We start from the raw sequence: 14938 nt of genomic DNA on the forward strand, positions 1-14938 counted from the left end.
GAGTCGCTGTGACGACCGCCGATGATCAAACTTCGTCCCCTCTGCTGAGGGGACTTTTGGAAAAGCTGGACGATGCGCTTAAAAGGCTCGAGGACGCTCCCGCCTTCGCCCGGCCCGACAAGCTCCCCCGCGTTCTGGATACCGCCCGCCGCGTGCTGCTGCAACCAGGCGGCTGCCAGGCCTGCGAGGCGCGCGCCGCGACGTTTGAATCCGCCGCCGTGTTCCAGGGCTCCGACTGGGAAACCCCGCAGTATCTCCAGCCCGCCCTTGCTGCCTTTTCGCTCAAAAGCGCCCACGCCCACGCCCTGGTGATCGAGGCGCTCAGCGAGCTGCGCCTTCTGGCCGTGGCCAAAGGCGAGCTCGATCATCCGCTGATCACCCAAGCGCAGGCGCACCAACACCTCACCCAGGTCATGGCGCTCAACCTGACGCTACTGTTCGGCGCGCCAACCGAGGCCGAGCGCGAAACCCAGGGCAGACTGGCGGCGATTCCGCGGGCGCTTTTTCAGCATCTGGCCGGGCGAATCGGCTACGAGCACATCATCGACCGGCTGATCGACGAAATCTGGCGCATTCTTCAGCAGCGCCCGGTGCAGGTCGACGGCATCAAGCAGATGATTACCCACATCGCGCTGTGCCAGGCCGACCCATCGATCGATCTCGGCGCAAGCGGCCAGGGCGCTGACCGGCTGGTCAGCTCCCTGTTTGGCCCCACCCAGGCATGCCGTGAGGATCCGGGCGTCGAGGTGTTTCAGACGCGGCTGGCCGGCATGGACAGCGCCGCGCTGCAGGCCGAAGCCACCGGCTTTGCCCGCGCCATGCACGACACCGGGCTGGTGTCGCCCTACCACGCCGTGCTGATGCGCTTTTGTCTCGATGAAAGCGATTACCTGATCAGCGAAGCGCTCGGGCTCTCCTCCACCGGGCGGGACTGTCTGCTGTGCTACCGCGAGCTGGTGCACGCGCTGATTCGCGAAAGCGTCCACCCGGCCACCGCTCAGGCGGTGTACGGCCTGGCGCTGATGCTCGAGCGTGGGATTCTCTATCAGCCGCCGGTGGCCCCGGCAATGTGGCGTCAGCTCAATCTGGCGCTATCACCGCCAGCCAAAGCGCGGTTGAGCGCGACCTACGGCGACGAGGTGAGCCCCCACGCGCGGCTCATGGAGGGCGTGCTGTGCCTTTTAGGGCTACCGCTGGGCGTGGGCCAGGGCAACAACCCGACCTGCCAGTCGGCGCGGGCGCTTTCGATGTGGGCCTACAACGACCCGGACTACCTGCTGCAAATGGTGGCCTGGGCGACGCGAGACGATGAAATCATCATGCACTTCGAAGGTCAGCCGATCTCGTCCAGAGAGAGCGGCGCGGGTGTGGCCACCTCCCTTCCCATGGACCTGGACCCGGTCTCGCTGATCGTGGTGCCGCACCTGGATCGCATCTACGCCGAGATGGGACGGCGCTGTATCGGGCGTGAAGGCGACCCGCACCGCTGGGTCAACCCGGAGTTTCACGGCTGGTGGTCCGGGCGCGGGTTTCGTATCAACGTCGATGTACAAAGCGGTCGGCTTGTCGAGGTCGAACGCTTCATTCGCCACTTCTACGCCAGCTACCATCCGTTCTACAACGGCAACCAGCCGCTGATTCACCCCCAGCCCGCGGGCATCGCCGTGACCGACAGCGCCGGGCGCTTCGTGGGCTGGCACGCCATCACCATTCTTCGCGCCTCGCTCGACCCGACCGACACCATGCGTGTCTACTTCTTCAACCCCAACAACGACAGCGGCCAGGATTGGGGCGACGGCGTGCGCGTGAGCACCGCCGGGTTTGGCGAGCGCTTCGGCGAGGCCTCGCTGCCGTTCGAGCAGTTCGTCTCGCGCCTTTACATCTATCACCACGACCCGCTGGAGCGCGGCGAGCCGGCCACGGTCTCTCAGGACGTACTCGAGCGGGTCACGGGCTACCTGCACCGAAGCTGGGGCGAGCCGCGCCTGCCAGAACTCGAATGCTAAAAAGCCACTCATCCAACCGCTAACGAACCATTTACTCCCCCGATATGATGCGACTCGACCAGCTGCTGGCGACTTTGGGCCTCGCCAGCTCCCGCACCCGCGCCCAGCGCCTGATCAAAAACGGCCGGGTCCGCCTTGAAGACGGCACTCCGCTGACCCGCGCCTCCCAACCCTGGCCACCCGAGACGCGCTTTGTCATCGACGACGACCCGGAAGAGCGCTACGTCTCTCGGGCCGGGCTCAAGCTCGAAGGCGTGCTCCAGACGCTCGCGCTTCGCCTCGATGACATTGGGGTGCTCGATGTGGGTCAGTCTACCGGTGGTTTCACCGACTGCGCCCTGCGCTTTGGTGCGCGCCACGTCATCGGCGTGGAGGTCGGCCACGGCCAGCTCGACCCGGCGCTTCGCGCGGATGCGCGGGTGCGCTGTCTGGAAGGCTTGAACGCCCGCTCGATGAGCAGCTCGCAAGCGCTTCTTGAGGCGCTGTCAGAGCGGCCGATCGGCGTCGCGGTCATGGACGTCTCGTTCATCTCGCAAACGCTGATCATCCCCGAGATCGCAACGCTGCTGCCCCCAGGTGGCCGGCTTTTATCGCTGGTGAAGCCGCAGTTCGAGCTCGACCCCGGGGCGCTCGATAAGCGCGGCGTGGTGCAGGACGCAAGGCGCTTTATGGAGGTCGAGCGGCGCATTCGCCGATGCTGCGAGGCAAGCGGTTTTGAGATAAGCCACTGGCAGGAGAGCCCAATCACCGGCGGCGACGGCAATCGGGAGTTTTTGCTGTTGGCGAGCAAGGCCTGAGCAAGCAGGACAAGAACATTCAGGGCCCCAACGAAAAGGCCGCCCGCTAGCCCGTCGAGGGCGGCGGCACGTTGGCCGACTGCACCTTGACCGGCTCGCTTTCGTCGCGGTGCAGCCAGACGTCCATCTGCTCGAAAGCCACCCGAATGCCCGCCTCGCGAAACAGCGCGTCGACCCGGCAGTTCACTTCGTCGGCAGCAAAGAGCCGGTCGAGCAGGTCGTTGACGAAGATGCGCAGCTCGAAATTCAGGCTGTGCGGCCCGTAGCTTACGCAGAAGACCTGAGGCTCCGGGTCGGTCAGAATGCGCGCGTTTTCATCGGCGGCCTGGCGCAAAAGCGTATGAACCCGCGCCAGATCCGAGCCGTGGGAGACGCCATAGGTCAATACCACCCGCGTGACGTTGTCGGAAAGCGACCAGTTGATGAGCTGGTCGGTCACGAAGGTCTTGTTGGGAATGATGATCTCCTTGCGATCGAAATCCGTGACCGTGGTAGCGCGAATGCGGATCCGGCTAACGGTACCGTGCAAATTCCCAAGCGTGATGGTGTCGCCGATACGGATCGGGCGCTCGAACAGGATGATCAGCCCCGAAATGAAGTTGGCAAATATCTCCTGCAGCCCGAAGCCGAGCCCCACGCTGAGCGCGGCCACCAGCCACTGCAGCTTGTCCCAGGAAACGCCCAGGGTTGCCAGCGCCATGACCACCCCGGTGCCGACGATGGTGTAGGAGAGAAGCGAGGTGATGGCATAGGAACTGCCCTGCTTGAGCGAGAGTCTGGAGAGCACCATCACCTCCAGTAGTCCGGGCAGATTGCTCGCCATGATGAAGGTCACCGCCACCACGAACAGCGCGGTGAACAGATCGGCGATCGACAGCGTATTGCCGACGATATCGCCCTCTTCGGCGTCCCACAGCGACACCTGATCCAGATAGCCCAGCACCGAGAGAAGATCCGACCACACCAGGTACAAAAGCGTCATGAAGCCGATCAGCAGAATCAGCTTGGACAAACGCAGCGACTGGCTGTTGATCTGGTGCATGTCCAGCGGCGGTTCTTCGACCACCTCGAGCCCGCCTTCGGCCCCCTCCTGCACCTGGGCCCGGCGGCGCGCCAGCGCCCGGCGATAGGCAAGACGACGCGCCGCCACGGCCAGACTGCGCACCACGGTGGCTTCGATGATGATCCAGAGCCCGAGAATGTAGATCGTCATGGCAAAGCGCCCCACCAGGCGCAGCGCGGTGTACTCGAACCCCCAGGCCACCAGGCTGAACAGCACCAGCGGCACCGCGGCGATGGAAAGCCCCAGCAGCAGCCGGAAGAGGCGCACGCCGAAAAACGGCACGTGGGCGAGAATCAGCTGGGCCAGCCACCAGCTCATCGCCGCTAACGCCACGAACAACAGCAGGAGCGCGATGGGCCGCTGGATCAGCGGCGTCTGCATCGGCTCGGAGATCGTCGCGATCACCAGCACCAGCGATAGCATCAGCCCAAGCCCGCCCAAAAGCTTGCGAAGCCGAGCGCTGTAGCCCGCCGACCAGGTAAAGTGGCGCTCGGCCACACCATCCGGCACCAGAAGCCGACGCCCCCAGGCGATCGCCCCCCAGCTCAGCGCCAGCTGCAAAAACGCCATCGACAGGCTTTGAAGCGCCGTGCCCTCGGTGGTTTTGAGCCCCAGACCGACGCCGGCGAGTACCAGCGGGCCGGGAAGGGCGAGCAGCGCGTTGAGTAGCACCGCCTTGGGCGTATGGCCCTGGGTGTCGCTTTTGAGCCGGCCGATCTGCGAATGAAGAAGCGCCAGCCGCGCCTTGATACGCGCTCTGAGAAAGATCAACAGTAGGCTGATCAGCATCAGTGGCGCGCCGCTGAGCACCTGCCATGAAAGCCCCTGCCAGCGGGTGGGTAGAAGGTTTCGCCACTCGCCTTCACGCCACTCGATGCGCAGGTTTTGCGGCAGCTGGCGTAGCCAGGTGAGATCCAGCGGGCGGCTGCTCGCCACCCAGAACAGCTGCTCGTCAATGGTCGAGCGCAACGTGCGCGAGATTTCCAACAACTGCTGCTGGTTGAGCTGCAGCTCGATGGCCGCGCTCAAAAGCTCACTGTAAGCCTGTTCGAGCTGCTCGACGAGCTCGCGCCGGGACTGGTAGAGCCTTGAAAGAGAGTCGACGAGCCCGGCGGTGACTTCGACCCCGGCCTCCTCCAGACGCTGGTTGGCCAGCCGCTCCCCCTGTCTGAGCTGGTCGCGCTGGCGCACCAGATCGAACTGCTTCAAGCGCAGGTCGGCGATTTCGTCCTGTAGATCGCGCCGGGGCGCGATGCTGGGCAGCGACTGGCGCTGCTCGACCAGAATGCGCGACAGAAGCTGGCTGCCGCGAATGGCATCGAGCTGCTCGTTGAGGCTTCGCTGGAGCTGGCGCACGTGATCGAGCTGACGCTGCGCCTCGATGTTTTCACGCACGATGCCGTTGGCACGGTCGGTGGCTCTTAAAAGCTCGAGACTCAACGCCTGGTTGATCTGCTGGGCGCTCAGTACCACCGGGTGCCCTTCGGCCACCAGCGGGTCCTCGCGGGCGGCATCGGCGATCGCCTGTTCCGAGGCGAGCCGGCGCTGGCGGTCGATCACGCCCTGAAGCAGGTTGAGCTGCTGCTCCTTTTCATCGATCTGCATCGACAGAAGATCACGACGCCGCTGGGCCAACTCGCGCAGGCGGCTGTTGGCGCTGAGCTCACGCTGGTTGAGGCTGATTTCGCGCTCGGCCAGCGCCCGGCCCAGACGAAGCTGAATCAGTTCGGCATCGTTTTGCGCAGAGAGCTGGCGGTCGTCGAGCAGTGCCTCGCGCTCGTCCAGCTCGCGGCGCAGGCGTTCGCTTCGCTGGAGCGCATCGGAAATGGCCTGCTGCGCGCGTTCGGGCAGAGTCTGAGCGGCCAACAGCTGGGAGTTGGCGTCGGCAAGCTGCCCCTGGAGCTGCTGCAGGGCGGCCACCGCGTCGGCCTGGCGGCTTTCCAACCGCGATAGCGCCATGTCGCTCAGGTCTTCGGCACTAAGCGCCTGACGCGCCTGTTCGGCTTCGTCGAGCTCGCGCTCCAGACGCGCCAGCGTCGAGGGCGCGTCATCGGTGCGCTGCTCGAGGGTGGCGAGACGCTCCTCCATCGCCTCGAGGCGCTCATAGGCGTCCAGCGAGGCTTGCAGCGACTGAAGATCGCTTGCCTGCTGAGTGCTTAACTCCCCTTCCGTCGCCTCTAGCTGGTCAAGACGTTCGCTGAGCTCTTCCTGCGACGGAACGCCCTCGACCTCGACCGCCCAAGCGCTGGCGCCCGTGACGACGAGTAACAGCGCCATCAGCGCCAAACCACCCACCCATCTCCCAACCGCACGTTTCATCTCGACGCGTCGCCCCGCTGACAGATCGCCCGCCATGGCGGGAAAGGGCGCCATTGTCCTGGGTAATGCGTACTTTCGCAATCATCGCTAGTTGACTTAAACGCCAAGGCTGTATAGAAAGCCCTGTTAACTCACTCCTTCACCTCGCGAGCCTCGTTCATGGTCAATAAACCCCGGTTGTTTGCAGCACTGTTCGTGCTCATAGGCGCCTCTCCGCTCGCGTCGAGTGCCTGGGCGCAGCAGTCGCCTGACGAGATCGAGGCGCGCATTCGCGCGCTCAACGTCGAGCTCTATCAACTGCGCCAGCAGCTTCAACAGGTGGAAGCCCCCGAGGAGCGCGCCGCCGGCATCGAACCCGAACCGCAGCCGGAAGAGGCCGCGCTGGAAGACTTGAGTGAGCGGCGCATGCTCGAGCAGGAGTCGACGCGCAACCCCTTCGCGATCACCACGCACCGGACCAACTATCTTTTCCCGGTGAGCTACAACACCAACCGGGATGCGGAAAGCTTTCGCGAAATCACTGACGAAAACGGTCCGGACAACGTCGAAGTGAAGTTTCAGTTCAGCGCCAAGTTCAACCTGGTGCAGGACCTGTTTGGTGACGTGGGGGATGTCTATTTCGGCTATACCCAGAGAAGCTGGTGGCAGGCATACAACACCGAGGCCTCCTCGCCTTTCCGGGAGACCAACTACGAGCCGGAACTCTTCATCGACTTCGATAACGCTTGGACGGCGCTTGGCTGGGTCAACACCCGCAACCGGGTCGCGTTCAACCACCAGTCCAACGGCCGCTCGGACCCGCTCTCGCGTAGCTGGAACCGATTCTACCTGGAGAGCACCTTCCAGCGCGGCGACTGGGCGCTGACGCTTGCCCCCCACTGGCGCGTACCGGAGTCGGAAAGTAGCGACGACAACCCGGACATCGAGCGCTTCATGGGCTACGGCGACATCCGTTTGGCCAAGCGTTTGAACCATAATCACGAAATCGCCGGGCAACTGCGCGGTAATCCCTCGGCGGGCAACTACGGCACGCAAATCGACTACAGCTGGCCGGCGTTCACCAATCTTCGCGCACACCTGCAGTACTATTACGGGTACGGCGAGAGCATGATCGACTACGACAACCGGGTCCACCGGCTGAGCATCGGGTTTAGCCTGAATCCCATGTTTAGCGCCTCCGGGCTCGACCGCTAGGCAAGGTTGTCTATTCGGTAAGGGCTGCTATGCTGATAGCGGTTATCGTTTCATTCATACGTCAAAGGAAGACATCATGGCCAAACGTAATTCCGACAGTTCAGCACGTGCCGACCAGCTCAAAAACGACCTTCGCTACCTGAGCGAAACCGTCGAAGAGCTGGTCAGCGCCACCTCCAAGGATGCCAGCGGTGAAATGCGCGGCCTTCGCGAGCGCGCCGAGCGTCGTTTGAAAGAGACCCGTTCACGTTTGGAAAGCGCTGGCGAGCATCTCTACGAAGATACCCGCGAGTCGCTGTCCAACCAGGTTGATTGCTGCGACCGCTACGTTCGCGAAAACCCTTGGACCAGCATGGGTATTGGTGCCGCTGCGGGTCTGGTAGCCGGACTGCTGCTCGGTCGTCGCTAATGGCCTTGGGTCCTACCCAACGCGTATTCTCTGCCGTCAAACGCTTGCTGGGCTCACTGGTCGCCAATAGTGAAACCCGCCTGCGTTTGGCGGTATTAGAGCTCGAAGAGGAACGCGCACGTTTACTGGTACTTTTTCTGCTGGCAGGCGCGAGCCTGCTTTTGCTTTTACTGGGCGTAGCCACGTTGACGGCGCTGGTCATTATCCTCTTCTGGGATACTTACCGCATAACGGCGATCGTTGTCAGCGCCGGCGCTCTGATTTTCGCAAGCCTGCTTTTCGCCCTGATTGCCCTTCGTCAGGCAAAGAGCCACACGCTGTTGAAAGAGACGCTCAAGCAGCTGGCAGCCGACCGGGCGCTTTTGGAGGCCAACCAGTATGACCACCCCGACCAACACCGCTAGACCCAGCCGTGCCGAGCGCAAGGCAGCGCTGTTGCTGGAACTCGAGCAGCAGCGGGTCGATATTCTGGTCGATAGCGACTACCTGCTCAACGCCGCTCAGCCGCTCGAGAACAGCCTGAAAAGTTTCAAACTGCCGCTTTTCGCCATTGGCGGTATTGCCGCGTGGCGTCTGGTGCGCCATCCGGGTGGCGCCATGGCCGCCGGGCGTAAGGCGCTGGCGGGGTACATGCTGTTTCGCAAGTTCAAACTGCTGGCCAAGATCGCGACCTGAAAAGTGTCGGTTGACGCTTTCCAAAACGCGCGCTTCGGCGCGCGTTTTCGTATCTGGCGTGTGCCGGTAGCGATTAAAGCGCCTGGGCGCAGGCCACTCCGCTCGCCCAGGCCCACTGAAAGTTGTAGCCGCCGAGACGCCCGGTGACGTCCAGCACCTCGCCAATGAAGCGAAGCTGGGGCAACTCCTTCACCTCGAAGGTTTTCGAAGAAATCGCATCGGTATCGACGCCGCCCATGGTCACCTCCGCGGTACGCCACCCTTCCGTGCCGGAAGGTTTCAACGTCCAGCCGTTCAGCCGCTCGGCCCAGGCGTCGATCATCTCATTGGAGGCCTGCGCCAGCGGTAGGTGCGTCTGCCCGTCGGGGTACCACTCGATCAGCGCCTGGGCCAGGCGCTTGGGGAAGTGCTCGCCAAGCCAGGTCGATAGCAGCCGCCTGGGCGTTTCCTGACGCGCTTTCAGGAGTAACTCCCGGGCCTCACAGTGAGGCAGCAAATCAATAGAGAGCGCCTCGCCGGGCTCCCACACGCTCGAGATTTGCAGCATCGACGGCCCGGACAGGCCCCGGTGGGTAAACAGCAGCGGCTCTTCGAAACGGTAGCCTTCGTGGTGGACGGCCACCGGCACGCTCACCCCGGAAAGGGCGCTGGCACGCGCCTTCCAAGTATCGCTCAGGGTGAGCGGCACGAGTCCTGGCCGGGTGGGCAGTACCTCGAGCCCGAACTGGCGGGCAAGCTCATAGCCAAAGCCGCTCGCCCCCAGGGTGGGGATCGAGAGTCCGCCGGTGGCCACTACCAGCACGCCCGTGTCGATTCGACCGCGGGAGGTATGAAGGCGCATGGCATCGCCCGCGCGCTCGACGCGCTCGATGCGGGTATTGAGCGACACCTCGGCGCCGGCCCACTCGCACTCGGTCAACAAAAGCCGCACCATCTCTTTCGCGGAGTCGGCGCAAAAGAGCTGGCCCGGGGCTTTCTCGACGTACTCCAAACCGTGGCGCTCGACCAGCTCGACGAAGTGCTCCGGGCGGTAGCGCTTGAGTGCCGAGATGCAAAAGTGCGGATTTTGAGAGTAAAAGTGGTGAGGCGCGGTGTCCATGTTGGTAAAGTTACAGCGACCGCCCCCGGACATCAGGATCTTCTTGCCCGCCTTGTTGGCATGGTCCAGCACCAGCACCCGCTTGCCGGCGTAGCCGGCCTGGGCGGCGCACATGAGACCCGCCGCCCCCGCGCCGATGATCACGACATCAAACACCATACCCGACATCCTCGAACCAGCAGAAAGTCGGCCATTCTATCAGGTATGAAGCGCTTTATTGTGCCGGCCCCCTATTTCGGCGAGCGCTGCACCGGGGGCGCTGTTTCGGGCAGCGCGGCGAAAGCGTTGCATTAAACGCCGCGCTGAACGACCCTGCGCATGCACTGCGCCCCGAGCTAACACGGCCCTTGACCGAGACCCGTATGCCTGCCCACAACCGCCTTATCGAACTGTTCTTTAGCGTGATCCTCATGCTTGCCCTTGCCCCACCGGCCTTCGCCCAGCCGCTGCCGACCGTCATCGGCCGCTACGCCGAGGCGGGCAACTGGTCGGACCCGCTCGAGGCGCTGGGCACGCTCAGCGCCGATGAAAGCGTGACGCTCGCCGCCACGGTGACCGAGCGCATCGCCGAGATCAATTTCGACGACGGCGAACAGGTCGAGCGCGGACGGCTTTTGATTCGCCTCGACGACGCCGAGGAGCAGGCGCTGTTGCGCGCCGCCCAGGCGCTTGGCGCCGAGCGTGGCAACGCCTTGAATCGCGCCACGCAGCTGCAAAACCGAAACCTCGCCGCTCGCGCCGACGTCGAGGATAGCCAGGCCCGGCAGGATCAGGCCCAGGCCCAGGTGCAGGCCATCGAGGCACAGCTCAAGGACTACCGGCTGCATGCTCCTTTCAGCGGCCGGGTCGGGCTTAAAGAGTTGAGCGTCGGCGCGCTGGTCACGCCGGGCATGGCGCTGGCCACGCTCGACAAGCTCGACGTCATGAAGCTCGACTTCAGCGTACCGGAAGTGTTTCTCGGCCGTCTCTCGCCGGGGCTCGCGCTCAGCGCCACGACCGCCGCCTACCCGGACGAAGTGTTTGGCGGTGACATCGCCAGTATCGGCACGCGCATCGATCCAGTCACCCGCAGCGTCGACGTACGCGCCCTGCTCGACAACCCCGGGCTGCGCCTTCGCCCCGGGATGCTAATGGAAGTCACCGTACGCCAGCGCCCGCGCGAGGCCATCATCGTTCCCGAAGCGGCGCTGGAGCCCAGCGGCGACCGCCACTACGTCATGCTGATCCACGCAGACGGCGACACTTACCGCCTGGAGCGGCGTCAAATCACGATCGGCGAGCGCCGCGTGGGTGAGGTGGAAGTGCTGGAAGGCCTCGACGCTGACGATCTGGTCGTGATCCACGGGCTACAGCTTGCCCGCGATGAGCTGGAAGTGCGCCTGCTCGGCGTCGTCGATGACGACACCGGCGTGCGCGAGCTTCTGGAGGCGGACCGCGGATGAAGCTTTCGGACATCTCGGTTCAGCGCCCGGTCCTGGCGTTGGTCATCGCCGCGCTGATCATCGCCTTCGGCGTGCTGGCGCTGGACCGGCTGCCGCTGCAGGAGTACCCCACCGTCGATCCACCGATCGTCAGTATCGATACCCGCTACCCCGGCGCCTCGGCCAGCGTGGTCGAAACGCGCATTACCCAGGTACTCGAGGATCGCATCGCCGGGGTCGAAGGGATCGAGCTGATTACCTCGCAAAGCGAGGATGGCCGCTCGCGTATCGAGATCGAATTCGCGATCACCATGAACATCGACGCCGCGGCCAACGATATTCGCGACCGTATCTCCGGGGCGCTGAGAAATCTTCCCGACGATGCCGACGCGCCGGAAGTGACCAAGGCGGACAGCAGCGAAGAGATCGTGGTGTGGCTGAGTCTATCCGGCGCCGAGTACTCGATCACCGAGCTCACCGACTACGCCAACCGCCAACTGGTCGATAGCCTGTCGGTACAGCCCGGCGTTGCCCGCATTCGCGTGGGCGGCGGGCGCGACTACGCCATGCGCGTCTGGCTTGATCGCAACGCGCTGGCGGCCCGAGGCCTGACCGTGGGCGACATCGAGGATGCCCTGCGCGCCGAAAACGTCGAGCTGCCCGCCGGCTCGCTCGAATCCGCCGACCGCCAGTTCATCGTGCGCCTGCCGCGCGCCTTTGCCACCGCCGAAGACTTCCAGCGCCTGGCGCTGGACCAGGGCGAGAGCGGCTATCTGGTGCGCCTTTCGGATGTCGCCCGCGTCGAGGTGGGCTCGGTGGAGGATCGCTCGGTGTTTCGCGCCAACGGCGTGCCGATGGTGGGCCTTGGGGTGATCATGCAGTCCACTGCCAACGTGCTGGCGCTGTCCGAGGCAGTGCAGGGAGAGCTTGAACGGCTGCAGCAAACCCTGCCGGACGGCATGACGCTCGAACTCAACTACGACGCCTCGCTGTTCGTCGCCGGCGCCATCGACCAGGTCGTTTCGACGCTGTTCATCGCCATGGCGCTGGTGGTCGTGGTCATCTTTCTTTTTTTGGGCAACCTTCGCACCACGCTCGTGCCCGCCGTCACTGTGCCCATCGCGGTCATCGGCGCCTTTACGGCGCTGGCGGTCATGGGCTTTTCGATCAACCTGCTCACGCTCCTGGCGCTGGTGCTCGCCATCGGTCTGATCGTCGATGATGCCATCGTGGTGCTCGAGAACATCAACCGGCGCATGTTCGAGTACGGCGAGACCCCGCTGGTCGCCGCCTACCGCGGTACCCGTCAGATCGGCTTTGCGGTGATTGCCACGACCCTGGTGCTGGTCGCGGTGTTCGTGCCCTTGAGCATGCTTCAGGGCGATATCGGCCGGCTGTTCTCCGAGTTCGCCCTGACCATGGCCGCGGCGGTGGTGTTCTCGACGCTTTTGGCGCTGACGCTCACGCCGATGATGGCCTCGAAAATTCTCAAGCCCGGCATGCACGAAAGCACCATCGGCCGCGGCGTGCAGCGGCTTTTGAGCGCCACCCAGCGCCTTTACCGGCGCGTGCTGCTGCTGACGCTCAAACTGCGCTGGCTGGTGGTGGCGCTGTTTTTACTGTTGATCGCCGCCACCGCCTGGCTTGCCTCGATTCTTCCGAGCGAATACACCCCCCAGGAGGATCGCGGCAACTTCATCGTGCTGGTCAACGGCCCGGAAGGCGCCACCTTCGAGTACATGATGGACTACATGGACGAGATCGAAGCGCGACTCGACCCCTTTCTGGAAAGCGGCGAGTTCGAGCGCGTGGTAGTGCGCGCGCCGCGCGGCTTTGGGAACATCGAAAACTTCAACAGCGGCTTTCTGATCATCGACATGGCGCCGTGGGGCACGCGGCGAAGCGCTTGGGCGATCATGAACGAGGTGCGCGAGACGCTCGCCACGCTCCCCGGTGTGCGCGCCTTCCCGGTGATGCGCCAGGGGTTTGGCCAGCGCACTCAAAAGCCGCTGCAGTTCGTGCTCGGCGGCGGCTCTTATGAAGAGATCGCCGGCTGGCGCGATACGCTGCTGGAGCACGTGCGCCGCGACAATCCGCGCCTGACCGCGCTTGAAAGCGACTATGACGAAACTCAGCCGCAGCTTCGCGTGGAAATCGACTACGCCCGCGCCGCAAGCCTCGGCGTGACGGTCAGCGAGATCGGCCGCACCCTCGAGGTGCTGCTCGGCGGGCGCAACGTCACCCGCTACGTCGATGACGGTGAGGAGTACGACGTCATCGTCGAAGGCGACCGGGCGCGGCAAAACAGCCCCCGCGCGCTGGACAACGTCCAGGTGCGTTCGCGCCGGAGCAACGAGCTGATTCCGCTCTCGAGTCTGGTGACGCTCTCCGACTTCGCCGGCGCCAGCACGCTCAACCGCTTCGACCGCGTGCGCTCGATCACTATCGAGGCGAACCTGGCCGATGGTTACACCCTCGGCGAGGCGATCACCTACCTGCAGCAAGCGGCCGATGAGCTGCTGCCCGAGGCGGCCCAAACCAGCCTGGCCGGGCCCTCGCGGGACTATCAGGCGGCCAGTGGCGCCACGACCTTTTTGCTGGTGCTTGGCGCGGTGGTGGTGTTTCTGGTGCTGGCGGCGCAGTTCGAGAGCCTTATCCACCCGCTGGTGATCATGCTGACCGTCCCGCTGGCCATGAGCGGCGCGCTGCTCGCCCTGCTGCTCACCGGTCAGTCACTGAATATCTACAGCCAGGTGGGGCTGGTGCTGCTGATAGGGCTGGCGGCGAAAAACGGTATTCTGATCGTCGAGTTCGCCAACCAGCTGCGCGACGAAGGCGTGGCGTTTCGCGAGGCGCTCGTGGAGGCCTCGGTCACCCGCCTTCGCCCCATTCTGATGACCGCGATCACCACCATGGCAGGTGCCGTGCCGCTGATTCTCTCGACGGGGCCGGGGGCGGAGTCGCGCCTGGTGATCGGCACGGTGATCATGGCCGGCGTCGGGGCGGCCACGCTGTTTACGCTTTTGGTCGTGCCGGTGGCGTATGATCTGCTCGCCCGCCACACCGGCTCGCCCAACGCGGTCAAGCGCCGTTTGGAGGCGGAGATCGCCGCCGCCGACCGGCGTGTTTGAGGCCAACGAAAAAGGCGCCGAAAGGCGCCTTTTTCACTCACTCGTCAACGCTTAACCACAGTCGCCGACGCGCTCGCCTTCGATGGTGGTATCCATCGTGAGTGCGCCCATCGGGGACTCGGTCACAATCGTGACGGTGCCATCTATCTGCTCGCCCATAAAGCTCATTTCGCCGTCGATGGTCGCCTGGCCACCGTCGGCGCTGCAGGCCATGTTGTAGGAGAGACCGTCAGCGTTCATCTCCTGGCTCAAGAGCTCGCAGCCCTGCTCTTCCTCGATCAGGCCGAATTCGGCGCTGTCGAGCTCTTCCTGAGTGATGCACTGACGCTCGGTTTCGGTTTGATCCGGAATATCCATATCGCCGCTTACGCCGGTCACGCTGACGAACTCCCACTCGCCCGGCGTTACGTTCGGCGTCTCTGCCAGAGCCGTCATCGGGAGGGCCAGCGCGGCCGCCACTACCATGTAACGTTTCATCATCGTTGTCTCACCTGTTGATCGAAAAACCGCCGACCCATCCTACCTGATTCTGGCGACCGGCGCCCACCCGGGCTCTGCTACACTGAATCCACCCGTGTTGTGCACGCCCTCACCCTTTGCGAGAGATCCTCATGGACGACGAAGCCCTCATCGAACACGATTTCGACTGCCCCTACTGCGCCACGGCGCTGACCTTCATAATCGACACGTCCCAGGGCAGCCACACCACCTGGGAGGATTGCCACCGCTGCTGCGCACCGATTCAGGTGCAGGTGGTCATGTCGCCAATGACCGGTGAGATCGACGCGATCACCACCGGGCGCGACGACGACGTACTTTGACGA

General features: G+C 64.1%; 12 protein-coding genes. 9 read left to right on the forward strand and 3 right to left on the reverse strand.

All coding sequences use genetic code 11. The annotated features are described in order from the left end of the window. Positions 1–8: 8 nt before the first annotated feature. Together RN347_RS11210 and RN347_RS11215 are read left to right on the forward strand one after the other, a co-directional pair. Positions 9–2006 carry a hypothetical protein gene (locus RN347_RS11210; RefSeq protein ID WP_311958277.1) on the forward strand — a complete coding sequence of 666 codons (1998 nt, stop codon included), beginning with the start codon at positions 9–11 and terminating at the stop codon, positions 2004–2006. Positions 2007–2050: 44 nt separating this feature from the next. After that, positions 2051–2803 carry a TlyA family RNA methyltransferase gene (locus RN347_RS11215; RefSeq protein ID WP_311958278.1) on the forward strand — a complete coding sequence of 251 codons (753 nt, stop codon included), beginning with the start codon at positions 2051–2053 and terminating at the stop codon, positions 2801–2803. Between the two features lie 46 nt (positions 2804–2849). Here the strand turns inward: RN347_RS11215 and mscK are convergent, their stop codons facing one another. Beyond that, positions 2850–6185 (reverse strand): mechanosensitive channel MscK, encoded by a 3336-nt coding sequence (mscK, locus tag RN347_RS11220; protein WP_409335764.1) that lies wholly within the window; start codon positions 6183–6185, stop codon positions 2850–2852. Positions 6186–6344: 159 nt separating this feature from the next. Here mscK and RN347_RS11225 point away from each other — a divergent pair, with 159 nt between their 5' ends. From RN347_RS11225 to RN347_RS11240, 4 genes are all read left to right on the forward strand, one after another. Next, entirely contained in the window at positions 6345–7379 is a 1035-nt protein-coding gene (locus RN347_RS11225; protein WP_263586713.1) for a phospholipase A, read from the forward strand. Between the two features lie 76 nt (positions 7380–7455). Beyond that, the gene (locus RN347_RS11230; RefSeq protein ID WP_252109116.1) at positions 7456–7788 is read left to right on the forward strand and encodes a YqjD family protein; all 333 of its coding nucleotides are present in this window, start codon (positions 7456–7458) and stop codon (positions 7786–7788) included. After that, positions 7788–8192, forward strand: coding sequence for a phage holin family protein (locus tag RN347_RS11235; RefSeq protein ID WP_263586712.1), 405 nt, complete (start codon positions 7788–7790; stop codon positions 8190–8192). The genes RN347_RS11230 and RN347_RS11235 overlap by 1 nt, the downstream gene beginning before the upstream one ends. Further along, entirely contained in the window at positions 8167–8463 is a 297-nt protein-coding gene (locus RN347_RS11240) for a YqjK-like family protein (RefSeq protein ID WP_263586711.1), read from the forward strand. The genes RN347_RS11235 and RN347_RS11240 overlap by 26 nt, the downstream gene beginning before the upstream one ends. A 73-nt stretch (positions 8464–8536) precedes the next feature. On the opposite strand, the gene RN347_RS11245 is transcribed toward RN347_RS11240, so the two are convergent. Then, the gene (locus RN347_RS11245) at positions 8537–9721 is read right to left on the reverse strand and encodes an NAD(P)/FAD-dependent oxidoreductase (RefSeq protein WP_311958279.1); all 1185 of its coding nucleotides are present in this window, start codon (positions 9719–9721) and stop codon (positions 8537–8539) included. 203 nt (positions 9722–9924) lie between these two features. Here RN347_RS11245 and RN347_RS11250 point away from each other — a divergent pair, with 203 nt between their 5' ends. After that, positions 9925–11004: an efflux RND transporter periplasmic adaptor subunit gene (locus RN347_RS11250; RefSeq protein WP_263586709.1), complete on the forward strand. Its 1080-nt coding sequence runs from the start codon at positions 9925–9927 to the stop codon at positions 11002–11004. Further along, on the forward strand, positions 11001–14114 hold the full coding sequence (locus RN347_RS11255; protein ID WP_311958280.1) for an efflux RND transporter permease subunit: 3114 nt from the start codon (positions 11001–11003) through the stop codon (positions 14112–14114). The genes RN347_RS11250 and RN347_RS11255 overlap by 4 nt, the downstream gene beginning before the upstream one ends. Positions 14115–14165: 51 nt before the next feature. Here the strand turns inward: RN347_RS11255 and RN347_RS11260 are convergent, their stop codons facing one another. Then, the gene (locus tag RN347_RS11260; RefSeq protein ID WP_311958281.1) at positions 14166–14594 is read right to left on the reverse strand and encodes a DUF3617 family protein; all 429 of its coding nucleotides are present in this window, start codon (positions 14592–14594) and stop codon (positions 14166–14168) included. A 131-nt stretch (positions 14595–14725) separates the two neighbouring features. On the opposite strand from RN347_RS11260, the gene RN347_RS11265 reads away from it, so the two are divergent. Then, entirely contained in the window at positions 14726–14935 is a 210-nt protein-coding gene (locus RN347_RS11265) for a CPXCG motif-containing cysteine-rich protein (protein ID WP_263586706.1), read from the forward strand. The last annotated feature ends 3 nt before the right edge of the window (positions 14936–14938 follow it).

Source organism: Halomonas sp. PAMB 3264, assembly GCF_031954245.1.
GTDB lineage: Bacteria > Pseudomonadota > Gammaproteobacteria > Pseudomonadales > Halomonadaceae > Vreelandella.

Coding starts and splice junctions, on each gene's coding strand:
- RN347_RS11265 (WP_263586706.1), top strand. CDS start 14,726: ATGGACGACGAAGCCCTCATCGAACACGATTTCGACTGCCCCTACTGC.
- RN347_RS11260 (WP_311958281.1), bottom strand. CDS start 14,594: ATGATGAAACGTTACATGGTAGTGGCGGCCGCGCTGGCCCTCCCGATG.
- RN347_RS11225 (WP_263586713.1), top strand. CDS start 6,345: ATGGTCAATAAACCCCGGTTGTTTGCAGCACTGTTCGTGCTCATAGGC.
- RN347_RS11230 (WP_252109116.1), top strand. CDS start 7,456: ATGGCCAAACGTAATTCCGACAGTTCAGCACGTGCCGACCAGCTCAAA.
- RN347_RS11245 (WP_311958279.1), bottom strand. CDS start 9,721: ATGGTGTTTGATGTCGTGATCATCGGCGCGGGGGCGGCGGGTCTCATG.
- RN347_RS11250 (WP_263586709.1), top strand. CDS start 9,925: ATGCCTGCCCACAACCGCCTTATCGAACTGTTCTTTAGCGTGATCCTC.
- RN347_RS11235 (WP_263586712.1), top strand. CDS start 7,788: ATGGCCTTGGGTCCTACCCAACGCGTATTCTCTGCCGTCAAACGCTTG.
- mscK (WP_409335764.1), bottom strand. CDS start 6,185: ATGAAACGTGCGGTTGGGAGATGGGTGGGTGGTTTGGCGCTGATGGCG.
- RN347_RS11255 (WP_311958280.1), top strand. CDS start 11,001: ATGAAGCTTTCGGACATCTCGGTTCAGCGCCCGGTCCTGGCGTTGGTC.
- RN347_RS11215 (WP_311958278.1), top strand. CDS start 2,051: ATGATGCGACTCGACCAGCTGCTGGCGACTTTGGGCCTCGCCAGCTCC.
- RN347_RS11240 (WP_263586711.1), top strand. CDS start 8,167: ATGACCACCCCGACCAACACCGCTAGACCCAGCCGTGCCGAGCGCAAG.